21 protein-coding genes and 1 other RNA gene are annotated in these 21884 nt (G+C 42.8%); 14 read left to right on the top strand and 8 right to left on the bottom strand.

Going from position 1 to position 21884, the window contains the following annotated elements:
* Window positions 1-16: 16 nt before the first annotated feature.
* The 3 genes from MHM98_RS08310 to MHM98_RS08300 form a co-directional block, all read right to left on the bottom strand.
* Entirely contained in the window at window positions 17-1099 is a 1083-nt protein-coding gene (locus MHM98_RS08310; protein WP_239438790.1) for a trypsin-like peptidase domain-containing protein, read from the bottom strand.
* A 112-nt stretch (window positions 1100-1211) separates the two neighbouring features.
* Window positions 1212-2561: a DegQ family serine endoprotease gene (locus MHM98_RS08305; protein WP_239438789.1), complete on the bottom strand. Its 1350-nt coding sequence runs from the start codon at window positions 2559-2561 to the stop codon at window positions 1212-1214.
* Between the two features lie 189 nt (window positions 2562-2750).
* Complete coding sequence (locus MHM98_RS08300; protein WP_239438788.1) at window positions 2751-3218, bottom strand: YhcB family protein; 468 nt, start codon at window positions 3216-3218, stop codon at window positions 2751-2753.
* A gap of 114 nt (window positions 3219-3332) precedes the next feature.
* On the opposite strand from MHM98_RS08300, the gene zapE reads away from it, so the two are divergent.
* The 8 genes from zapE to MHM98_RS08260 all read left to right on the top strand — a co-directional run bounded on the left by zapE (window position 3333) and on the right by MHM98_RS08260 (window position 10305).
* On the top strand, window positions 3333-4442 hold the full coding sequence (gene zapE, locus MHM98_RS08295; protein ID WP_239438787.1) for a cell division protein ZapE: 1110 nt from the start codon (window positions 3333-3335) through the stop codon (window positions 4440-4442).
* 311 nt (window positions 4443-4753) lie between these two features.
* Window positions 4754-5182 carry a 50S ribosomal protein L13 gene (gene rplM, locus MHM98_RS08290; protein WP_239438786.1) on the top strand — a complete coding sequence of 143 codons (429 nt, stop codon included), beginning with the start codon at window positions 4754-4756 and terminating at the stop codon, window positions 5180-5182.
* Window positions 5183-5198: 16 nt separating this feature from the next.
* Window positions 5199-5591 carry a 30S ribosomal protein S9 gene (rpsI, locus tag MHM98_RS08285; RefSeq protein WP_239438785.1) on the top strand — a complete coding sequence of 131 codons (393 nt, stop codon included), beginning with the start codon at window positions 5199-5201 and terminating at the stop codon, window positions 5589-5591.
* A gap of 817 nt (window positions 5592-6408) precedes the next feature.
* Window positions 6409-7002, top strand: coding sequence for a ubiquinol-cytochrome c reductase iron-sulfur subunit (petA, locus tag MHM98_RS08280; protein ID WP_239438784.1), 594 nt, complete (start codon window positions 6409-6411; stop codon window positions 7000-7002).
* Window positions 7002-8267: a cytochrome bc complex cytochrome b subunit gene (locus MHM98_RS08275; RefSeq protein WP_239438783.1), complete on the top strand. Its 1266-nt coding sequence runs from the start codon at window positions 7002-7004 to the stop codon at window positions 8265-8267. The genes petA and MHM98_RS08275 overlap by 1 nt, the downstream gene beginning before the upstream one ends.
* Window positions 8267-9013, top strand: coding sequence for a cytochrome c1 (locus MHM98_RS08270; RefSeq protein WP_239438782.1), 747 nt, complete (start codon window positions 8267-8269; stop codon window positions 9011-9013). Before MHM98_RS08275 ends, MHM98_RS08270 begins: the two co-directional genes overlap by 1 nt.
* 219 nt (window positions 9014-9232) lie before the next feature.
* Window positions 9233-9862 (top strand): stringent starvation protein SspA, encoded by a 630-nt coding sequence (sspA, locus tag MHM98_RS08265; RefSeq protein ID WP_239438781.1) that lies wholly within the window; start codon window positions 9233-9235, stop codon window positions 9860-9862.
* Window positions 9862-10305 (top strand): ClpXP protease specificity-enhancing factor, encoded by a 444-nt coding sequence (locus tag MHM98_RS08260; protein ID WP_343229208.1) that lies wholly within the window; start codon window positions 9862-9864, stop codon window positions 10303-10305. The genes sspA and MHM98_RS08260 overlap by 1 nt, the downstream gene beginning before the upstream one ends.
* 92 nt (window positions 10306-10397) lie before the next feature.
* On the opposite strand, the gene dolP is transcribed toward MHM98_RS08260, so the two are convergent.
* From dolP to MHM98_RS08240, 4 genes are read right to left on the bottom strand one after another with little or no spacing between them, the layout of a single operon-like run.
* The gene (gene dolP, locus MHM98_RS08255) at window positions 10398-10979 is read right to left on the bottom strand and encodes a division/outer membrane stress-associated lipid-binding lipoprotein (protein WP_239438780.1); all 582 of its coding nucleotides are present in this window, start codon (window positions 10977-10979) and stop codon (window positions 10398-10400) included.
* Window positions 10980-10982: 3 nt separating this feature from the next.
* Window positions 10983-11576 carry a phosphoheptose isomerase gene (locus MHM98_RS08250; RefSeq protein ID WP_239438779.1) on the bottom strand — a complete coding sequence of 198 codons (594 nt, stop codon included), beginning with the start codon at window positions 11574-11576 and terminating at the stop codon, window positions 10983-10985.
* 17 nt (window positions 11577-11593) lie between these two features.
* A complete protein-coding gene (locus MHM98_RS08245; protein WP_239438778.1) occupies window positions 11594-11950 on the bottom strand; it encodes a YraN family protein in 357 nt (118 codons plus the stop codon).
* A gap of 10 nt (window positions 11951-11960) precedes the next feature.
* On the bottom strand, window positions 11961-13811 hold the full coding sequence (locus tag MHM98_RS08240) for a penicillin-binding protein activator (RefSeq protein ID WP_239438777.1): 1851 nt from the start codon (window positions 13809-13811) through the stop codon (window positions 11961-11963).
* Between the two features lie 77 nt (window positions 13812-13888).
* Here MHM98_RS08240 and rsmI point away from each other — a divergent pair, with 77 nt between their 5' ends.
* Complete coding sequence (gene rsmI, locus MHM98_RS08235; RefSeq protein WP_239438776.1) at window positions 13889-14731, top strand: 16S rRNA (cytidine(1402)-2'-O)-methyltransferase; 843 nt, start codon at window positions 13889-13891, stop codon at window positions 14729-14731.
* On the opposite strand, the gene MHM98_RS08230 is transcribed toward rsmI, so the two are convergent.
* A complete protein-coding gene (locus tag MHM98_RS08230; protein WP_239438775.1) occupies window positions 14728-15072 on the bottom strand; it encodes a DUF3802 family protein in 345 nt (114 codons plus the stop codon). The genes rsmI and MHM98_RS08230 overlap by 4 nt on opposite strands.
* Window positions 15073-15198: 126 nt before the next feature.
* Between MHM98_RS08230 and rnpB the strand changes: the two genes are divergently transcribed.
* The 5 genes from rnpB to MHM98_RS08205 all read left to right on the top strand — a co-directional run bounded on the left by rnpB (window position 15199) and on the right by MHM98_RS08205 (window position 21883).
* Window positions 15199-15567, top strand: an RNA gene (gene rnpB / locus MHM98_RS08225) — RNase P RNA component class A.
* A gap of 214 nt (window positions 15568-15781) precedes the next feature.
* Window positions 15782-17851, top strand: a complete 2070-nt coding sequence (locus tag MHM98_RS08220) for a bifunctional diguanylate cyclase/phosphodiesterase (RefSeq protein WP_239438774.1) — start codon at window positions 15782-15784, stop codon at window positions 17849-17851.
* A gap of 262 nt (window positions 17852-18113) precedes the next feature.
* Entirely contained in the window at window positions 18114-18965 is an 852-nt protein-coding gene (locus tag MHM98_RS08215; protein WP_239438773.1) for a hypothetical protein, read from the top strand.
* Between the two features lie 57 nt (window positions 18966-19022).
* On the top strand, window positions 19023-20492 hold the full coding sequence (locus tag MHM98_RS08210; protein WP_239438772.1) for a glycosyltransferase: 1470 nt from the start codon (window positions 19023-19025) through the stop codon (window positions 20490-20492).
* Between the two features lie 2 nt (window positions 20493-20494).
* Window positions 20495-21883 carry a glycosyltransferase 87 family protein gene (locus MHM98_RS08205; protein ID WP_239438771.1) on the top strand — a complete coding sequence of 463 codons (1389 nt, stop codon included), beginning with the start codon at window positions 20495-20497 and terminating at the stop codon, window positions 21881-21883.
* Window position 21884 lies beyond the last annotated feature (1 nt).

Below are 21884 nucleotides of genomic sequence, written 5' to 3'. Positions count from 1 at the left end.
CGTTAGGGCGTTTTTTTTATGGGCGATTGATTGTGTTGAGGATTAGCGGTGGGCGTTGCACCGTTTTCATACTCAAGTTGAACGACTCTGTTCCCCGTAGCACTGTCAGTTCGATTTCATTGTTAGGCTTGGTTTCTGATATCACGTGCAACAAGTCGTCGATACTCGCAAATGGGGTGTTGTTCACCGCGACGATAATGTCGCCTACTTCCATTCCGCCGATGTCTGCTGGACCATTGGGTTCAATCGCGCTAACTTCGCCATAGGTTGTTCTATTGTCTTGCCGAAATACTCGATCAATATTAAAACCAAGTGAACCGCGCGGCACGTAACCTTCGGCAATAATATCTTTCAACACTTTGTAGGCGATTTTGGCGGGAATGGCGAAACCAATTCCATTGCTACTGTTAGTATCAAGTGATTGAAAGTTAGCAGCATTAATTCCCACCAACTCACCGCGGGAATTGATCAGTGCGCCACCTGAATTGCCGTCGTTGATCGCGGCATCTGTTTGAAGCAGGTGTTGAAACGCCGAACGAGTAATGCCGCGAGTTCGTCCCGTCGCACTGACAATACCTTGGGTTATCGTTTGTCCCAGATTATATGGATTACCGATAGCCAACACCAGATCGCCTATTTGTGGTTCTTTCTTTAAATCAAATGGAATGACAGGCAAGTTATCTTCTTTGATATGGAGTATAGCTAAGTCCGTGTAATCATCTGTACCGACAATAGATGCGATGGCGTGGCGGCCATCTTGCAATGCGACATAGATAATATCAGCGCCGCTAATCACGTGCAGATTAGTAATAATAATGCCATTAGATGACATGATAACGCCAGAGCCTAAGCCTTGAATATCAGCTTTAGAGTTATTAAATGGATCTCGGTGCTGGGTAATTGAATAAATGTTTACAACTGCAGGCGCTGAGCGTTTTATGGCATAGGAATATGACAATGGCGCTGTGTGTGTAACCAGCCATTCTTTAATTGCACTGAGGGTGGCTGTTCGCGTATTAGGTAATGCGATAACGATAACAGCGCCTATCGCAATACCGACGGCGACCGCTTTGAATGTAGAGACTAACCCTTTGAACACACCTAATACTCATATAAATGACGGACTGGAAAGATTAACATAAGCGGTTAATTTTGGGGAGGAAAAATAAAAGCCAGCGCGAGGCTGGCTTTTGTTCTGGAGTTACAGTCTATTATTTTAAAATGATGTAGAGCACGTTGTTACCGCGTTTAACACGCAGTGCTGCAACATCTTCGTGATCTTTTACATAATCACGTAATTCGCCAACCGTTTTAACACGTGTTCTGCCAGCTGCAATAATGATATCGTCGTTGCGTAATCCCACTTGGAATGCAGGCGAGTTACGCTGAATATCGCTCACTAAAATGCCTTTTACTGAACCGTCTTCGGCATTTGAAAGCGTTGAGCCTTCAAGGGCAGGGTGAATAGCACCAGCGTTTACATCAGTGCCATCAGCTTTCTTAAGTGTAACGTTAAAAGTTTTTTGTTTTCCGTCACGGATAACGGTGATTTTTAACTTGCTACCAGCGCCCATGGTGCCGATTTTCGCTTTAAGATCACCAAAGCCTTTGATTGCTTTACCGTTGATCTTAGTGATGATGTCACCTGCTTCAATACCGGCTTCTTGCGCAGCTGAATCGTCCATCACTTGACTAACGAAAGCGCCGTGCTTGGTTTTCTGACCGAAGCTTTCTGCCAGCTCTTGAGTTAGTGGCTGACCGCTAATACCCAATACGCCGCGGCGAACTTCACCAAACTCGATAATTTGTTTAACGAGGTTATCTGCCATGTTAATCGGAATGGCAAAACCGATACCTACGTTACCACCGGTTGGTGCAATAATCGCAGTATTAATACCAATTAGCTCGCCCTTTAGATTTACTAAAGCACCACCTGAGTTACCGCTATTTATCGCAGCATCAGTTTGAATGAAGTCTTCAAGGTTTTGATTGTTTAAGCCTGAGCGACCTAAGGCTGATACGATGCCTGATGTCACCGTTTGACCTAAACCAAATGGATAGCCGATTGCCACCGTGAAATCACCAACGCGTAGATCATCTGAGTTGGCCTTTTTTACTTCCACTAAGTCTTCGCCTTCAATTTGCAGTAATGCGACATCGCTTTGTGGATCGGAACCGATCATTTTCGCTTCAAAGCTACGACCGTCGTTTAATGACACTTTGATTTTATCTGCATTATCAACAACGTGATGATTAGTAAGAATGTATCCTTCATCGGCATCGATAATTACGCCAGAGCCTAAACCACGAAATGGTTGTTCTCGTTGTTGCCCACCGCGACCAAGGAAAGGTCGGAATGCTTCAGGAATTCGGTTACGAGTTTTTTGTGTGCCTTCTACAGAAATTGATACTACACCTGGAGTTACTTTTTCTAACATAGGTGCAAGACTTTGTGATGCACTGCTAGAGCTTGGCCACGCTGCTTGAGAAGGCGCTGAGGTAAATCCAAGAGAAAGCGCGAGTAATGCGGCACTAATTACAGTAAGTTTCTTAGTCGTCATAGTGTTGTGTCTCCTAACTAAAAAGAATGCGTCTATTCAAAGTGACTGGCTTAATTAGTATTAGTTCCAGTTCAAGTTCATTCAATGGTACAACTGCATTAAATTTAAACAAAAATGTGAGCTAAGCATAAAAAAAACGCTAGCGAACGGATAAGTTGGCTAGCGTTTTTTATGCTTAGGCGACTTAAGTTACGCTGAAGCTTTGTCTTTGTCATCATCAGCTTTCGGCGTGATAATGTTATGGGTGCCTTGTACGTAGTCATTTGGCTGGGCTGCAACCACTTCTTCTGTATCATTAGCCGCTTCTTGTGCTTCTAATTCAACTTCGCTAATCGCTTCTTGAACTAAGCTTGCTTCTTTAGGCTCTTTAAACGGAATCTTAATAATTTCGTCACTTTCAGGAAGTAGGCTTTGCTGAGCTTGTGCCATGTGCTGATAAACGTTGCGATATTCTTGCGCCATATTGCCAAGCAGTTCCGCGCTTTGCGCAAAATGCTGCTCAACATCTTGCTTGTATTGATTGAGCTCGGCTTCTAGTTGCTGAGTTTTAGCCTTTTCTGCACTGTTGTCTGCAGAAGTATTTGACGTGACCTTGCCAACGACAAAACCAATTACCGCAGCAATAACAATTAAAAGAATGCTAATCGTCAAATCCATAGTGTCTCCTAAAGAATGATAGTGCCAGTTTTAACGAATGTGCTAATATCACTGGCTTTGAAAATACGTCCTTAAATCAACCGTCAATTGTTACCCAAAGGAAAATTGCGATCTATGGCTCAGCTTACCCCGTTACAAAAATATCAACAAGACTTAACACGTGATGATTTTAGCTACGACGGAGCTCAAGAGAACGCCGTAAAACACTTACAACGTTTATTCGATGACCTGACTGCGCCACAAGATAAGCCTAAGGGATTTGCACACAAATTGAAATCATTCCTTGGTGGAAAAGAAGAAGTTAGATCAATAAAAGGGTTGTATTTTTGGGGCGGAGTTGGCCGCGGTAAAACTTATTTGGTAGATACTTTTTTTGAGGCTTTGCCGTTTGAGCAAAAAATGCGGGTGCACTTTCACCGTTTTATGCATCGCGTTCATCACGAGCTTACTCAGTTGCAGGGGCAAAGTGATCCTTTAAAGATCATCGCGAAACAATTCGCACAAGAAGCCCGCATTATCTGCTTTGATGAGTTTTTCGTATCGGACATTACCGATGCGATGATCCTCGGCGGCTTATTCCAAGAACTCTTCGGGCATGGCGTAATTTTGGTGGCAACCTCAAACATTATTCCCGATGAACTTTATCGCAACGGTTTGCAGCGCGCCCGTTTCTTACCCGCAATTGCATTAATTAACGAAAACACTGAAGTTGTGAATGTCGATTCCGGCGTCGATTATCGTTTGCGGGCACTTGAGCAGGCGGAAATCTACCACTATCCATTAGATGAAGTGGCTGATAGCAATTTGCTGACGTATTTCGAACAATTAGCGCCAGAACCAGGCCATGACGTCGGTAGCATCGAAGTTGAAGGGCGTGCCATTGATGTGCGATTAGATGCCGATGGCGTTTTATTAGCTGAGTTTAGAGCGTTGTGTGATGGGCCGCGTAGCCAGGTTGATTACATGGAAATTGCTCGTTGCTATCACTCTGTATTGGTGAGTAACGTTGAGCAAATGGGGCAAGGTGTTGATGATATTGCGCGTCGTTTTATCGCGATGGTGGATGAGTTTTATGAGCGCCGCGTTAAATTGATAATCTCGGCTGAAGTCGCGATGGAAGATCTGTATACCAAAGGGCAACTAGAGTTTGAATTTAAGCGTTGCCTTAGCCGTCTTCAAGAAATGCAATCTCACGACTACTTAGCTGAAGCCCACAAGCCATAAAGCGATGATTAGCTGCGCCAAGTCTCTTGTTTTTGTGAGAGACTTGGCGAAATTTATCAAAGCCACTAAAAACCGCAAAAAACCTTACCCAAATTGATAATTAACAGGTGATTTTTCATTCGCCGTCTTGTATAATCCTGCGCCTGCCCAAGTTAGTTGTGTATTCTTTTTCCCGAGATTATGCAGCGTTCGCTTTCGAAAATTACTCGAAGGGGTAAGATTCAAGCACACTGGACATTGTTTTTGTCTTGCTTTGATTGTTTGTGGCAGACAAAAGCATAAATAAAAATTTTATATGGGTTTTATATATAATGAAAACTTTTAGCGCAAAACCAGAAAGCGTAAAACGCGACTGGTATGTTGTAGATGCTGACGGTAAAACGTTAGGTCGTTTGGCTACTGAAATCGCTTCACGTTTACGTGGTAAGCACAAGCCTGAGTACACTCCACACGTTGACACTGGCGATTACATCGTTGTTATCAACTGTGAAAAGATTGCTGTAACTGGTGCAAAACGCACTGATAAAACTTACTACCACCACACTGGTTACATCGGTGGTATCAAGTCTATCACTTTCGATAAGTTACTTGATAAAGCTCCTGAGCAAATCATCGAGAAAGCAGTTAAAGGTATGTTGCCAAAAGGTCCTCTAGGCCGCGCAATGTTCCGTAAGTTGAAAGTATACGCGGGTTCTGAGCACCAACATGCTGCTCAACAGCCTCAAGTTTTAGACATCTAATACGGAATTTAAGCAAATGGCAGAAAATCAATACTACGGCACAGGTCGTCGCAAAAGCTCAGTAGCTCGTGTTTTTATTAAAGCAGGTAGCGGTAACATCACTATCAACAACCGTCCATTAGACGAGTTCTTTGGTCGTCCAACTTCTTGTATGGTTGTTCGTCAACCATTAGAGCTAGTTGAAATGACTGAAAAATTCGACGTGAACGTTACTGTTAAAGGTGGTGGTACTACTGGTCAAGCTGGTGCTATCCGTCACGGTATCACTCGTGCACTAATGCAATTTGATGAATCTCTACGTTCTGAACTACGTGGCGCTGGTTTCGTTACCCGTGATGCACGTAAAGTTGAGCGTAAGAAAGTTGGTCTACGTAAAGCACGTAAGAAGCCACAATTCTCAAAACGTTAATCGTTATATGCAGTTATTTTGGTTTGGGTTGTTTTACAATCCTCACCAAATGCAAAACGACAAAAACCCAGCTCCGGCTGGGTTTTTTTATGTCCAGGATGGACAGTACGGCGCGGTACCATGGATGGCAAAGAGCGACGCGATTAAAGCGAGCGCTAATGCGTAGTTATGGACGACGAAAGCAGTGTTCCGGAAGCGCTCATTAATCTCAATAGATCATTTAGGCAAGGAGCTGGGATGTTCAGGAATGAATCGTCAGGCTTTATGCTCCTGCAAAGCCTAAGTACCTACATCCATGTAGGCACCGGCTTTTGGCTCCTGCAAAGCCTAAGTACCTACATCCATGTAGGCAATGGCAAAACGGAATTAAAACAATCCCCAATACAAAACCATTAAATAAAACCGCCCCGATACTTTCTAAACCCTCCAACCAAACCAACACACCATCTAACTTTCATTTTTATACGACTAATGTTTAAGACTGCTAATTGAGACAAAACGATTGATTTCGATATCCTCAAACCTCCCAAAACCCTTGATTTGATTATTTTCTATCCCAAGGTGAAATAAAATTGATTTAAATCGCCCTTCGAGGAGAAATTAATACCTTTTTCCCATCAATAAGCTGTGATTTTTCATTTCAAAACGCTTATAATTTGTAAAATTTTCTGCCCGCTGGGTGGATGATGCTTTAGTCGTTGTCAATTCTTAGAAGAAAAACACTAAGGTTGCTGGTTTTATAAACTGGTAAATGATTAGAAAAATAACCGTAAATTTAGTGATGCTTCCCCAAAGCATCTAAACAGGAGATATGTGGATGAGTAGTGCGCCAGAGAACAATGGTCGTCGCCGCTTTCTAACCCTTGCTACGGCAGTGGTTGGTGGTGCTGGCACCGTAGGTGTTGCTGTACCTTTTATCAAGTCGTGGAACCCAAGTGAAAAGGCAAAAGCTGCAGGTGCTCCAGTAGAGTACGATGTAACTAAAATGGCGCCTGGACAACTTGTTAGGGTTAAATGGCGTGGTAAGCCGGTATATGTTGTTCGCCGTACTGAAGAAGTACTTGAGCAATTGAAATCAGGGCACAATGATCAGTTGAAAGATCCGGATTCAGTTGAAGATCAACAACCAGCGTATGCGGTAAATAGTCACCGCTCACCAAATCCAGAATTCCTAGTGGCATTAGGTGTATGTACTCACCTTGGTTGTGCTCCAACCTACCGTGCTGGCGACTTCAACGAGATCGTTGAAGGTGTTGCGAACGGTTTCTTCTGTCCATGTCACGGTTCTAAATTTGATATGGCTGGTCGTGTATTTAACAACGTACCAGCGCCGTTAAACTTAGTAGTTCCACCACACAGCTATAAAGACGATGGTGTACTACTTATCGGTGTTGATGAGGGAGAGGCATAATGCTTACAAATATTATGAATTGGATTGACAAGCGCATTCCAATGACCGACTCATTCAATAAGCATGTTGGTCAATACCCAGCACCAAAGAACTTTAACTTCTGGTACTTCTTTGGTTCATTAGCCATTCTTGTTTTAGTTAACCAAATCCTTACAGGTATTTGGCTGACCATGAACTACACGCCATCTGGCGAGCAAGCATTTGCTTCGATCGAATACATCATGCGTGATGTTGAATACGGTTGGTTGCTACGCTATATGCACTCTACTGGTGCGTCGGCATTCTTCGTTGTTGTTTACCTGCACATGCTTCGCGGTATGATGTATGGTTCATACCAAAAACCACGTGAATTACTGTGGTTATTCGGTATGTTCATCTTCCTAGTATTAATGGCTGAAGGCTTCATGGGTTACTTATTACCATGGGGTAACATGTCATTCTGGGGGGCACAGGTAATCATTTCACTATTCGGTGCGATTCCAATTGTTGGTGATGACCTAACTACTTGGATCCGTGGTGACTACGTAATCTCTGGTGCAACATTAAACCGCTTCTTCGCATTACACGTTATTGCATTACCGTTAGTACTTGTTGTTTTAGTATTCCTTCACATCGTTGCACTGCACGAAGTGGGTTCTAACAACCCTGAAGGTATTGAAATCAAGAAGCCTAAAGGTTCTATCCCAGAAGAAGAGCAAGCCCCATTTAAGTTCCACAAGCAATTCTCTGATAAGTACGACATCGTTGATGCGGTACCTTTCCACCCATACTACTCTGTTAAAGACATCATGGGCGTGGTTGGCTTCCTATTCTTCTTCTGTGCGGTAATTTTCTTCGCACCTGAAGGCGGTGGTTACTTCCTAGAGAAACCGAACTTTGAACCTGCTAACCCACTGAAGACACCAGAGCATATTGCTCCTGTATGGTACTTCGGTCCGTTCTACACCATTTTACGTGTAGTTCCAGATAAGCTAGCTGGTGCGGCGTTAATGTTTGGCGCAATTATTATGCTATTCCTATTGCCTTGGTTCGACCGTGGCACTGTGAAATCTGTACGTTACCGTTGTACAGCACACAAAATTAACTTAATTCAATTCTGTGTGTGTTTCGTTATCTTGGGTATTTTAGGTACTAAACCTGCTACACCATTAAATAACTTCATCGGTACAGTAACTACTGTGGGTTACTTCGGGTTCTTTATCGCGCTTTGGTTCTACTCGAAGAACGAAAAGACTAAGCCATTACCAGAGAGGATTTCACACTAATGAAAAAATTAATTATCGCGTTAGTTGCTTTGATCCCAACACTGGGCATGGCAGCCGGTGGCGGTGCACCGACTATGAAAGCACCAATTGATTTGTCTGACAAAGCATCTCTGCAAAATGGTGCTAAGTTGTTCATGAACTACTGTTTTGGTTGTCACGATACACGTTATCAGCGTTACAACCGCGTTGCTCGCGACATCGGTATCACTGATGAGCAAATGCTTGAGAACATGGTTTTCACTGGCGTTAAAGTTGGTGACTTAATGTATAACTCAACAACTGACGAGCAAGGTGCTAAGTGGTTTGGTCAAACACCACCAGACTTAACAATGATCACTCGTGTTAAAGGTACAGATTTTGTATACACGTACCTTAAGAGCTTCTATGTTGATCCTGAGCGTCCATTTGGCGTAAACAACAGCGTATTTAAAGACGTAGGTATGCCACACGTACTTCAAAACCTTCAAGGTGTTCCAACTGCTGAGTTTACGACTGACGCAGACGGTAACAAAGTTCTTGTAAAAGACGAGAATGGTTTAGCAATTTTCTCTACTGATGGCAGTGGTGAAATGAGCGATGATGAGTACGATAATGCTGTACGTGACATCACTAACTTCTTAACATACTCTGCAGAGCCAACTAAACTTGAGCGTCAAAGCATTGGTGTTTGGGTGTTAGTATTCCTAGGTTTCTTCTTCGTACTTTCGTACTTCCTGAAGAAAGAATACTGGAGAGATGTTCACTAATTTGTAGTGAATTGATGATACTAAAAAGGAGAACTTCGGTTCTCCTTTTTTATTGCCGCAAACAAAGATAATTATTGACATCAAGCGAACTCAGGTTCTACGGGAGTTTGAGGCATATTATGCCGCTTGAATGTAATTATCTGCTATACTACGCGCCAGTAAACTTGCTAGGCCTAAGTGGCCGAGTATCGAAAAAATTAGAAATATTGGAGAGTATCAATGGCCGTAACTGCCAACAAACGTTCAGTAATGTCGCTTTATTCAGGCGCAAAAGACATGAAGAGTCACCAAGTACGTATCGTATTAGCAGAGAAAGGCGTCAACGTTGATATCAAACAGGTTGATCCTGATAACCTTCCTGAAGAGTTAATCGAAGTAAATCCATATAACAACGTTCCTACGTTAGTTGACCGTGACCTTGTGTTATACAAAGCTGACATCGTAATGGAATACTTGGATGAACGTTTCCCGCACCCACCTTTAATGCCTGTATACCCAGTAGCACGTGCAAAAAGCCGTTTAATGATGCACCGTATTGAGCAAGACTGGTACTCGCTAGTTGAAACTATTCAACTAGAAGGCTCTAAGAGCGAAGCGGCTCGTAAACAACTTAGCGAAGAGCTAACGGCTATCGCACCTATCTTTGCTGAAATGCCTTACTTTATGAGTGAAGACTTTAGCCTAGTTGATTGTTGTCTTGCACCGCTATTGTGGCGTCTACCTGAGTTGGGCATTGAACTAACGGGTAATGCAAGTAAAGAGCTTCGCTTATACATGCAACGCGTATTTGAGCGTGAGTCTTTCCAAGCGTCATTAACAGACGCAGAACGCGAAATTCGATTGAAATAATGATGGGTCCGAATCGTCCATATCTATTGCGGGCTTTTTACCAGTGGTTACTGGACAATGAAATGACGCCGCATCTAGTCGTTAACGCCGATATTCCCGGTGTTCAGGTGCCTAGTGAACATGTACAAGACGGACAAATCGTTTTAAATATCGCGCCACATGCGATTGGTGATATTGAAATGAGCAATGAGCGCGTGGTGTTTAGTGCGCGCTTTGGTGGTAAACCGTTTCAATTAATCATTCCTATGGCGGCGGTTGTTGCCATTTACGCGCGTGAAAACGGTGCTGGCACCATGTTCGAAGAAGAAGATTTCTACATCGAGCAAGTTGATAACATGCTTAATGAAATTAAACTTGAACATTCTACTAATGCTGACGAAGCTGCTGAAAAACCAAAAGATGGCGGCAAGAAAGATCGTTCGTTTTTGAAGGTCATCAAGTAAGCGCAGTGTTAACCGTGTAATAAAAACTAAAAAGGAAGCTAGGCTTCCTTTTTTGTTGTCTGACGTAATTAACTAACCCGAGCTCAGGTTAACTATTGATATTCAAACGCTTTGATAACCTGCTTAACACCGCTAACATTGCGTGCTAACTCTGCCGCTAAGTTACCCTCTTGTTGAGTCACTAACCCCATTAAAAAGACTTCACCGTGCTCCGTAATTACTTTAATTTGTGAGCCCTTTAAGGTTTCATCTCCGGTCAGCGCAACTTTAACTTTCGATGTTAGCCAACTGTCATTTGTGCGAGTGGTTAATGCGGTTTTATTACCAATTCGAAGCTGATTGTGCACACGCACGACATTCTCAACATCGCCCGCTATTTTAGCTGCGCGGTCTTTGAGCATGGTGTTGGGTACCTGACCAATCAATAAAATAGTGCGGTTGTAACTAACAACACTGATATTACTGTGATCTTTTAATCCTTCATCTTTATTTAATGCGCTGTTAGCTTTGATCTCGATTGATTCATCTTCCAACTGCGTCGCAGTGGTTCTACGATCGTTAACAACGCTTGCCACGCCAAGTGCACCTAATACGATACCAGATACACAGCCCTGTAAAGACAGAAAGGCGGTTAAGCAAACGGCGAGTTTAAGCGACTTGTGATGACGCGTCATGGATTATTCCTCGTCTTCTTGAGGGAATAGGGTACGGTCAATAGCGTCACATAAGCAATGAATAACAAGTAAGTGAACTTCTTGAATACGTGCTGTGCTGGTCGATGGTACGCGAATCTCAACGTCATTAGTACTTAACAGTCCAGCCATGTCGCCACCGTCTTTGCCTGTTAAGGCAACAATTACCATATCGCGGCTTACAGCTGCTTCCATTGCTTTAATAACGTTTTCTGAGTTACCGCTCGTAGAGATCGCTAGCAGGATATCGCCCGGTTGACCTAGCGCGCGAATTTGCTTTGAGAATACTTCGCTGTAGCTGTAATCGTTAGCAATCGACGTTAATGTTGAGCTATCAGTGGTTAATGCGATAGCTGGTAAGCTAGGGCGCTCTGTTTCAAAGCGATTTAAAAGCTCTGATGAGAAATGCTGCGCATCACCGGCACTGCCACCATTACCACAGGTTAAGATTTTCCCATCGTTTAATAAACAACTCACCATCATTTGCGCAGCTTTTTCAATTGAAGGAGGGAGGATTTCTAATGCGTCAATTTTTGTTTGGATGCTTTGGGTGCAACATTCTTTAATGCGCTCTAACATACTTGATACCTTGTTCTTTATTGTGGAAAAGCGTGCTTTATCCACGCGATCTCTAGCGGCTCTTTAGAGCCTGTAATAGCCACTACGTCGAAACGAGTAGCTTGTTGTTGAAAGTTAATTTTATGCTGTTGACAGTAAAACATGGCTGACTTAATAACTCTGCCTTGTTTAGCCTTCGACACTGCGGCTAATGCACCGCCATAGGCGTTGCTAGCGCGCTGTTTTACTTCAATAAATACCAGCGTTTTACCGTCGGACATAATTAAATCGATTTCACCGACTTTACACGAAAAGTTGTCACAAATCGCTACTAAACCTTGGTTTTGTAGGTAGCTTTTGGCAATTTGCTCAAATTTGTTACCACGTTCTCGCATTTCTTTCCCTCTACTGGATTTTTTTCAGTCGTCCTCGCTGAAATTGTGCCCATGACATCTGACGGTTTATTTTACTGTCTTGGTCGAGGTTGAGTTGGCCACTCAAGCCTTCGAGGTGATATTCAGGAAATAGTTTCATCTGTGCTAATTTCGCGATCAAACTATAGGCATCATGTCCCATTGCAAATAGGCGCATCTGACTTTGTTTCATCTTCGGCCATAAATTTTGCACTTCGCTTGGCGACAGGTCATTACTGGTAGAGAGTAACCAAGGGATTTCACTAACAGTAAGTTGGTTGAGATGTGTTAACCCGCCATCTGTTATTTGGTAAGCATTACCGCCGGAGCCGACAAAAACAGGAACTTCACTGGCGTAGGCACTAACGGTAACTTTTACCGAGGGCATTAGCATCGCTGTTTGTTTAGGGTTTGCAACTAAATAAATAGCGTCGATATCGCGTCTTGAATGGGTTTCAGCCTGCATTTTAGTGCCGACTAAGTAGCGCATGGTGTTAATGCGCGCCTGTGACTTATCTGTTTCAAAGAGTTGTTCAATTGTCGCTTTTAATTCACTGTCTTTTTTAAAGTAAATTACTTCGACATCGTCGGCTTCAATATCGCCTTCGTGAAGCTCTAGCCACTGCTGTGAAAATAGTTTGCTGATCTGATGGCCGCGCACATTATCTGGTGCAACGACTACTGGATGCTCTTTGCCTTGCTCAAAAATATAACGAGCGCCTTGCAATGCTTCACTTTCTCTATCAAGGGCGAAATAAAATTGATTTGATGCTGCGTTGAGCTCCTGTGGCGCATTGAGGAATAAGGTCGGGATCTCTGTCTCTATTGCACTTACTTGCTCGACATTATTTTTTAACAGGGGGCCAATTATGAATTGTGCTTCATCATCGATAGCCTGTTGGTAGGCTGCCTGAGCTCCTAATTCGTTACTATCTATAAGCGTAATGTCTTGCTCGCTATTATTCTGCATCAGGTTGCTTAACAAGCCATTTTGTACCGCTTGTCCGAGTCTGGCATAGCGACCTGTGAGTGGTAGGATCACGCTAATTTTTTGAGGTGCATAAGGTACAACGCTGGCGGCAGCTACTAAGCGCTCCGGCAGATGATTACTCGCGGAGTGATTTGGGTAGTCACTTGACCATTGCATAAGTTGTTGCTTAAGCGCTTCTGGCGACTGCAATGCGTTTTTTTCGATGACTGCGAGCGCGAGCCAACCAGACTCTTCTCGGTCACTGGTATTGGTTAATTGTGTGGTTAAGTCTTCAGTAGAAATCAGTTGATATTCTTGCCATATTGCTTGCCGCAGTGCTGCTCTTGAGTCTTCATCTTGGGAAAGTGATAATGCTTTTATCAAATCGCTCGCAGCTATAAGTGGGGCTTGATTCTGGGCATGAAAATTAGCACGTTGTTGATAAACCGACGCTAATCGTTGTGGGGCAACTTGCCAAGTTGACGATGGAGTCAATGTTGCAATTGCTAGCGTTAAATCATCGGCATAGGCAAAGCGTAGGCTTTGTAACAGTTGTAATTCTAGGCGGTGATTGTCGTTTAGCATCGCACTACTAGGCAGTTGACCTAAATAACTATCCGCTGCTTCTAGTTGTCCGTTATTCAACGCCGCGCGAAGAGCGAGTAAGCGATAAGCCTGTTGACTGATGCCAGATGATTGCACTGCTTTATTGGCGTAATACTCGTGAGATTGTGTTGCTTGTCCCAGGCTAATAACATTGGTGGTGCGTGGTGCATTAGTTGTCGGGGTTGAGCCACAGCCCCAAAGTGTTAAGCAAACCGCCGCAATACAAGATAATTGTTTACAGCCTTTGCCATAGGAAAGTTTAAACACAATATTTCTCTCTGTTACAATAGTCGGTTAAGTGTATAACAAACTGTCAGTTAAGACAGTAATCATTGAGGAAGTTCATGGAATTATCCAGCGCAACATTGTATATCGTGCCGACTCCAATCGGGAATATGGCAGATATTACCTTACGAGCCTTAACGGTTCTCGAACAAGTCGATTTAATTTGTGCTGAAGATACCCGTCATACTGGCAAATTATTGAGTCATCACAATATTACAACTCAAACTATGTCGGTACATGATCACAATGAGCGCGCTCGGGTACAAACACTGGTTAACAAGCTCGAGCAGGGGCAGTCAATTGCCTTAGTATCTGATGCTGGAACGCCGTTGATTAGTGATCCTGGCTATCATCTTGTTAATGGTATTCGCGATGCAGGTTTTAAAGTTGTTCCTTTACCGGGAGCCTGTGCGGCAATTACCGCGCTTAGCGCAGCTGGGGTGGCAACAGATCGTTTTGCGTTTGAAGGCTTTTTAGTCGCGAAAAGTGCAGGCCGTCAATCTCAGTTGGCTAATTTAAAGAGTGAGCCGCGCACCATGGTGTTTTATGAGTCACCACGCCGTATTGTCGATACGATTAGCGATATGATTGCAGTATTTGGTGGCGAGCGCCATATTGTATTGGCTCGCGAGTTGACTAAAACGTTCGAAACTATTCACGGTGCACCAGCAGGTGATTTACTGGAATGGCTCAGAAGTGATGAAAATAATCAACGTGGTGAAATGGTGGTGATGGTTGCTGGTTATAAAGCTAACGATGAAACCATTGCACCTGAAGTAATTGATGCGCTTAAATTATTGAGCGAGGAATTACCACTTAAAAAAGCGGCGGCATTAGTGGCTAAATTATATGGTGGCAAAAAAAATGCCCTGTATAAAACAGGGCTTGAGCTAGGGCTTTAAACTGGCTCTAGCTGTGCATCGAATAGGTTCTTTAATAATCCCGCAAAGTCAGTGATAAAGGCGCGCTGACTTTCGGTGATTTTATTGTTGACGTTTTGGCCTAGTACTTCACATAAGTCGTCGTAAGCTTTATCAAACTCTTCAACAATGTAAATTTTTTCTTGCTCAATGAGCCCTTTATTCTGCTCAAAGAGTAAGGACATTTGTTCTACTAGTTGGTATCTAATGTAGAGCTTAATTGTCATCGGTTGATGATGCTCTGATTCAGACGGGCCAAAAACTGCTATGTTTTCACATAAATACTCAATTAATGAAGAGTATCCCTCACTTTGTATAACCATGTTTGACCCCAGTGTCTTGCGGTGTTCTTAATATATAAAACCATAATGTGATGAAAGATCACATCACTAAATCTAATTTTATCAAATTCTATGAATTTTGAAATGCTTGCCGTATAATCCGCGCTCGGAGTTGGCCAGGCAATCGCTGCGTTAATACTTGTATTAACGGGGAGGAAAGTCCGGGCTCCAAAGAGCAGGGTGCCAGATAACTTCTGGGGGGCGCGAGCCTACGACAAGTGCAGCAGAGAGAAGACCGCCGATGGCCTTTCTATTTATAGGATGGTACAGGTAAGGGTGAAAGGGTGCGGTAAGAGCGCACCGGGCGACTGGTAACAGTTCGTTGCAAGGTAAACTCCACCCGGAGCAAGACCAAATAGGGTTTCATATGGCGTTGCTCGCGTTGAAACCGGGTAGGTTGCTTGAGCCTGTGAGCAATTGCAGGCCTAGACGAATGATTGCCCACGACAAAACCCGGCTTATCGGCCAACTCCCTTTCCTTTTAAGACTAAATCTCAACTGTTAACCTAAAGCACTAGAATAAATTAGTTCTAACTAGAGTTAATTGCCGTTAATATACTGTGAGTTGATACCGATCAATTTAGTCTTTATTCGAAAAAATATAAAATATACATTGCGGAGCTTTTTCAGCAGGATGCTAAACTGAATTTGATTAGTATCTGACAGTCGCTGGTTTATCGTAGGTATAGCATTGAATAATTCCTCTCAAAATAAATACACCAATCTGAGTGAATATATCTCGTCGGCGGCCTATGAACGCGCAGCTATCCCTATTTATGTATTAGCAAATAATCGTATCTTAGACTGTAACCCCGCCGCCGCAGCTTATTTGGGTTTTAACGATAAATCAAAGTGTGTCTCTATTCATCCTACCGAGCTTGCTCCAGAATATCAGCCAGATGGCCAAAGCTCTGTCTCCAAGGCTGCACATTTTAGAGAAAAATGTTACCGAGATGGCCATGCTGAGTTTTTCTGGACGCATCGAAGCCAAGACGGGCAGCTGAATGAGGCCTATGTACGCCTATTGGATATTTCCTACCAAAATAAGCGAATGGTGCTTGCTAGCGTAATTGACATTAAGGCGCTACAAAAGGAGTTTGGCGGTGACTTAGAAAACAACCGCGCCATCGATTCCATAAATTACAATTTGCTCAATGAGCATAAAAAAGTCATTGATTTTAGTTCGATCGTGTCTAAAACAGACGCCGCAGGCAAGATCGTTTATGCCAATAAAAAGTTCTGTGATATTTCTGGCTACGAAATGGAAGAGCTGTTAGGTCGCGATCATAGCGTGATTAATCACCCCGATGTCCCTAAGGCTTTATTTAAAGATCTCTGGCTGACGATACGTGCTGGAAAAATCTGGCAAGGTGTTATCCAAAACCGTAAAAAGAATGGCGAGAGTTACTTTGTTGATTCTACCATTAGCCCGATTTTTAATACTGATGGTGAAATCGTCGAATACATTGCAATTCGTAACGACATTACGAGTCTTATCGAAAAAGAAAAAGTTATCGTTTTTCAAAATACAGATCGTCAGTCTCGTTTGCCAAATAAAACCAAACTATATAGCGATCTTAAGAAAGCACTAGGCGCTAAGTTAGCTGTATTAGATGTTTACGAACTCGAAGCTATTAATCAAATTACCACCAAGCAGCAATTTACCGAACTATTACGAGATATTGTCAGCCATTTACGCTCGTTAGTGACTAGAGATTTAACGTTGTATCGCACTGGCGAATATCAGTTTACCTTAGTTTCTAAAGTGCATAATAGTATCGAAAGCTTCGCTGATTTTTGTAAAAAGATGGCTAATCGCTTTGAAGAAACTGGATTCGAATGCCAAAACAAAACAATGAATTTATCTTTGTTTGTTGGCGTGGCTGAAAACTTTGCTGGAATGGATCCATACATTAACGCAATTCACGCGATTAAACTCGCGGAAGGTAGTTGCGCAAAAATTAATGTTTACAAACCACAGCGAAAGCTATTAAGAGCTATTGAAGAAACAGTAGGTTGGACTCAAAGTATTAAACATGCATTGCAAAGTGATGGCTTTGCGATATTTGGTCAAAAGATTTTTGACCGTGAACAAAATACGTATTCAACTGAAGTTTTGATGCGCCATCACGATCATGAGAAAGACATCTTCACCTCTCCGTATTTCTTTTTGGACTATGCCTGTAAAGCCAAACTTTATAACAAGTTAACTCAGTTAGTTTTTGAAAAGGCATTTGCTTACTTTGCTGATTCTACGCAGCGTTTTTCTCTCAATGTAACCTATATGGATATCTGCGATGCCGTAACTATGGGGTTACTAGAGCAACTGCTTGAGCAATATCAATGTGGCAGTCGAGTAACTATCGAGTTAGTAGAGTCAGATAGTTTAGATATTGAAAGTGAATTTTTTACGGCGTTTTTAGCGCTAATTAAACGCTTTAATTGCCATCTGGCGATTGATGACTTTGGTAGCGGCTACTCAAATTTTAATTATTTAACGCAAATCCCTGTTGATATTGTCAAAATTGATGGCTCTCTCGTTCGAGATATCGATATAAACCAACGCCATTTTGTGACAGTAAAGGCCATTGTAGAGATTTGTCATGCGCTCGGCGTTAAAGTAGTTGCTGAATATGTTGCCAACCAATCTATTTATGAAACATTGTGCACTCTCAATATCGAGTATTTTCAAGGGTATCTATTTGATAAACCGAGTGCTTTGCATCAATCAAAACTAATCAGCCATTCGGTTGCTGACTAACTTGTATACCCAAGCCACCTTAAGATGCTAGTCTTCAGCAAGTCTTGAAGTAGCTTGGGTATATCACTCTTCCTAAAGTTTTTTATTGCTGCCTGAAATATATTTAGTTTTAGGTGGGTCTTTTAGTTCGTTAAGGAGTTTCTAACAGATTTATCACAGAACATTAACGTTTTAGTTAAAGCAGCCTGTGTCGCTTGTTTTTTAAAAGCTGAAAATCTAGTTTGAAACCATCCAACTACTAACTACGGACTCGAGAAAAACAATGAAAAACTTAAAGTCAGGCAGTACCCAAGGTTCTATAACTAAATTATCTGCTACTGCACTAGCGGTAACAGCACTATTAGCAACTGCTAATGCCAACGCTGGTGCTTGGGTTGCCAAGAAAGATTCTGGCTACGTTAAACTAGGCGTTGCTACCTACAGTGCAGATGATTACCACGGCTCTAATCCAACATTCGTTGATTTCGAAAGCAACAGTGTTTCACTTTATGCAGAATACGGGTTAGGTAAGAAATTCGCGCTTTATGGGTCACTGTTAAACCAATCTTACGATCAAGAAGATACAGTGCTTGGTAAAAGCAGTGCGAGCGGTTTTGGCGATGCAGAAATTGGTATCAAATACCAATGGCAAGCAAATCCCTTTGTTGTTTCAACGTCATTCTTAATCAAAACCCCGTTCTTGTATGACGCGGAAGATGGTTTGGGGAATGACCAAACCGATTACGAAGCTAAAGTACTTATCGGTAAGAGCTTAAACGAATACGGTTATTTTGGTGCTGAATTTGGTTACCGTCTGCGTCAAGGCGATCCATCAGATGAGTATCGTTATTTACTAGAATACGGTTTTAACGCCAATGAAAATCTGTATTTTAGAACCAAACTTGATGGTATTTTAAGCGCAGAGAACTCTGATGCGACGGCGGTCAACACTGGAAACCTTTCTAACCCATTTGAGTTCGATTCTGGTAAGTTAGAGTTAACAGCTGGTTGGAACTTCGACAAAAACAGCAGCCTTAAAGGCTATGGTGTCGAGTTCACTTATACCAATGAAATCTATGGCGACAATATTTTGAAAGGCGATAGATTTGAAATTGGTTTTACCAAAGTCTTCTAAGTAAGTCTTTTAGATAAATTTTACTAGGTAGGTCGTTACAACATGTCGGTGTTAAGTATGTCGATTATAGCAATTCACTTTGCATTGCTATTTATCCTTTGTTTATTTGGTTTGCATCGCTTGTCGATGGTATTTCGTTGGTTTCGCTATCGCAAGCATCAACCTGCAACGCCGAAAGAATTTGCTCAGTTACCTAAGGTAACTGTGCAAATTCCGTTGTATAACGAGCGCATGGTGGCGCAGCGTATTGTCGATTCTATCGTTAAGTTAGAATACCCACACGATAAGCTGCAAATACAGATTGTCGATGATTCTAACGACGATACCTGTGAGTTAGTTGCCGAGCGAGTAAAGTTTTATCAGCAACAAGGCATCGACATCGAGCATGTGCAGCGCGTTAATCGTCAAGGCTTTAAAGCAGGCGCGCTTAAAGATGCGATGGATACGGCGACTGGTGAATTTATCGCAATTTTCGATGCCGACTTTATTCCGCACCCTAATACCTTGCTCGATAGCATTCACTATTTCACCCAAAAAGATGTGGCTATGGTGCAACTGCGTTGGGAGCATTTAAATCGCCGTAGCAGCCTGTTAACCAAGACCCAAGCCATTATGCTTGATGCGCATTTTAGTCTGGAGCAACAAGTGCGCAGCGCGAGTAATATGCTGTTTAACTTTAATGGTACTGCGGGTATTTGGCGTACGTCGGCCATTATCGATGCTGGACATTGGAGCGCCGACACTCTTACCGAAGATCTCGATTTAAGTTACCGTGCTCAGCTTAAAGGCTGGAAGATGGTGTATCTAAATCACATTCCATGTCCGGGAGAGTTACCTGCTGATATGAACGCCTTTAAGTCACAGCAATATCGGTGGGCGAAAGGCGGTGTGCAGGTAATGATGAAGATGCTGTCGACAGTATGGCGCGCTAAAATACCGCTGACTAAGAAAATCGAGTCGACCTTTCATTTGTCGAATAACCTTGCGTATTTCGTGATGCTAGTGGACACCTTATTCTTCTTGGTGCCGAGTTTATTATTACGTGATAAATACGATTTCTTGAATATCTGGTGGATCGATATTCCGCTGTTAATCATGTCATCTGGTGGTCACCTAATTTACTTGTACTGGGGACAAATCGCTCTGAAACGTAATAAGAGTCGTGCATTAGTGAAAGTACCTAACTTAGTGATGCTTGGTATTCAGCTGGCGATTAACAACTCGAAAGCGGGTCTCGAAGCATTAATGGGCCGCGAAAGTGAATTCGTGCGCACGCCGAAGACGGGCGAGCTGCAAAATGACGTTAAGCCGGTGAGTATTGTTCCTGAGACGATTAAGAACTATAAAGCCGTAGCGCCGAAAGGAGCCATATTCGAATTCATTATTGCTGGTGTTTATGCCGTAGTACTAATGTGGGCGATTAACCATCAACATTGGTTTATGTTGCCGTTCTTATTGCTACTAACCATCGGCTTTGTTACAGCAGCGCTGCATAGTTTCTATCACCACTACCAGCTATCTAAGTAGTTATGGCTGTTTTGTCAGGGCTTTTTGCGCGCACGCCACATAGCGCTGTATTTCGGATTAGCGCATTTGCGGTGTTGCTACTCGCCTTGGCAAGTTATTACTTAGCAGAGCTTGCTGCGGTTAGGCCTGCTTATAACATGGGTTATTTGACCATGGCGCAGTATTCGCTCATGGCAATCGCCATGCTAGCGGCATGGAAGAGTGCGCCAGAGGCAATTAGCTTTAAGGATATTAGCTGGTTATTAGCGGTTGCAGTGCTGGCACGCATACTACTTATTGATGCGGGATCTTATGCCTCTAACGATGTTGATCGTTATTTGTTTGATGGCCGCATTGCCGTTGAAGGACTAGATCCTTATCGGGTTAGTCACGATGCGCCGCAGCTACAAGAACTGCGGGCGCAATGGCAACCACCAAGCGAACACGCCAAATATGTCACTTTGTATCCACCTTTGGCATTAGGACTGTTTTCACTTGCAGCATCGGTTGGATTAGAACATGCGCTTTTAGCGTGGAAGCTGATTATTCTTAGCGCTAGTTTAGCCACACTTTTTATTGCCGCTAAAGTGCTTGAGTATGCGGGGAAATTGCAGCATTTATCGTTAATTGCCTTTTCGCCCCTGCTGATCTTAGAAGCCAATATTGGTTTACATATCGATGCAATATCGACCTTGTCGGTGGCTGCTGCGCTTTATTTATGGCAACGACAGCGCGTTGTACTAACAGGCGTTGTCATCGGATTAGGTACGGCGATAAAGGTCGTACCAATCATGTTGTTATTACCTTTGATATTTACCATGCCTAATATCAAAGCCGCTGCTAAATTAGTTGTTAGCGCTCTGATTACTATTGCGACTATTTATCTAGTGACCTTGGGATTAGGGCTGCATCCGGTAGGCAGTATCGGGGTATTTTTTGAAAAATGGCGTTTTGCCGCGCCATTATTTGTAGCGTTGGATCAGGTATTTAACGGCTATCAAATATTGATAACCATGCTGATTTTCGCCGCTGCACTTTCACTGGCAATCGCGCTTTTCTTATGGAAAGAAAGAGTAAAGTTATCAGATAAATCACAATTGATTCTTGCTGCGCAGATTGCTGTAGCTATTCCGCTACTCATTAGTCCGGTAATTTTCCCGTGGTATTTAATGCCATTATTGCCCCTGTTAGCGTTAGCGCCAAATCGTTATTTAATTTTGTGGACGCTTCTGATGCCATTGACGTATGAAGTACTAAACGGTTTTTTAAGTGAGCGTCTATGGCAACCTGCCGTTTGGCCAGTGTGGTTAGTTGGCTTGGTACAGTTGGCAGCTGCGGTTGCTGTTATGCGTTATTTTTATCGTCAATGGATAAGTCATAAAGCGATAAGTCGAGATATTCACGCTCAATAGG

This window comes from Psychrobium sp. MM17-31 (assembly GCF_022347785.1).
Classification (GTDB): domain Bacteria; phylum Pseudomonadota; class Gammaproteobacteria; order Enterobacterales; family Psychrobiaceae; genus Psychrobium.
The sequence above is the reverse complement of the archived record's forward strand: the minus strand, read 5'-3'. Positions and strand labels throughout refer to the sequence as shown.

Excerpts from the sequence above, each read along its gene's own strand:
- MHM98_RS08305 (WP_239438789.1), bottom strand. The coding sequence starts at position 2,561 with ATGACGACTAAGAAACTTACTGTAATTAGTGCCGCATTACTCGCGCTT.
- MHM98_RS08300 (WP_239438788.1), bottom strand. The coding sequence starts at position 3,218 with ATGGATTTGACGATTAGCATTCTTTTAATTGTTATTGCTGCGGTAATT.
- zapE (WP_239438787.1), top strand. The coding sequence starts at position 3,333 with ATGGCTCAGCTTACCCCGTTACAAAAATATCAACAAGACTTAACACGT.
- rplM (WP_239438786.1), top strand. The coding sequence starts at position 4,754 with ATGAAAACTTTTAGCGCAAAACCAGAAAGCGTAAAACGCGACTGGTAT.
- rpsI (WP_239438785.1), top strand. The coding sequence starts at position 5,199 with ATGGCAGAAAATCAATACTACGGCACAGGTCGTCGCAAAAGCTCAGTA.
- petA (WP_239438784.1), top strand. The coding sequence starts at position 6,409 with ATGAGTAGTGCGCCAGAGAACAATGGTCGTCGCCGCTTTCTAACCCTT.
- MHM98_RS08275 (WP_239438783.1), top strand. The coding sequence starts at position 7,002 with ATGCTTACAAATATTATGAATTGGATTGACAAGCGCATTCCAATGACC.
- MHM98_RS08270 (WP_239438782.1), top strand. The coding sequence starts at position 8,267 with ATGAAAAAATTAATTATCGCGTTAGTTGCTTTGATCCCAACACTGGGC.
- sspA (WP_239438781.1), top strand. The coding sequence starts at position 9,233 with ATGGCCGTAACTGCCAACAAACGTTCAGTAATGTCGCTTTATTCAGGC.
- MHM98_RS08260 (WP_343229208.1), top strand. The coding sequence starts at position 9,862 with ATGATGGGTCCGAATCGTCCATATCTATTGCGGGCTTTTTACCAGTGG.
- dolP (WP_239438780.1), bottom strand. The coding sequence starts at position 10,979 with ATGACGCGTCATCACAAGTCGCTTAAACTCGCCGTTTGCTTAACCGCC.
- MHM98_RS08250 (WP_239438779.1), bottom strand. The coding sequence starts at position 11,576 with ATGTTAGAGCGCATTAAAGAATGTTGCACCCAAAGCATCCAAACAAAA.
- MHM98_RS08245 (WP_239438778.1), bottom strand. The coding sequence starts at position 11,950 with ATGCGAGAACGTGGTAACAAATTTGAGCAAATTGCCAAAAGCTACCTA.
- rsmI (WP_239438776.1), top strand. The coding sequence starts at position 13,889 with ATGGAATTATCCAGCGCAACATTGTATATCGTGCCGACTCCAATCGGG.
- MHM98_RS08230 (WP_239438775.1), bottom strand. The coding sequence starts at position 15,072 with ATGGTTATACAAAGTGAGGGATACTCTTCATTAATTGAGTATTTATGT.
- MHM98_RS08215 (WP_239438773.1), top strand. The coding sequence starts at position 18,114 with ATGAAAAACTTAAAGTCAGGCAGTACCCAAGGTTCTATAACTAAATTA.
- MHM98_RS08210 (WP_239438772.1), top strand. The coding sequence starts at position 19,023 with ATGTCGATTATAGCAATTCACTTTGCATTGCTATTTATCCTTTGTTTA.
- MHM98_RS08205 (WP_239438771.1), top strand. The coding sequence starts at position 20,495 with ATGGCTGTTTTGTCAGGGCTTTTTGCGCGCACGCCACATAGCGCTGTA.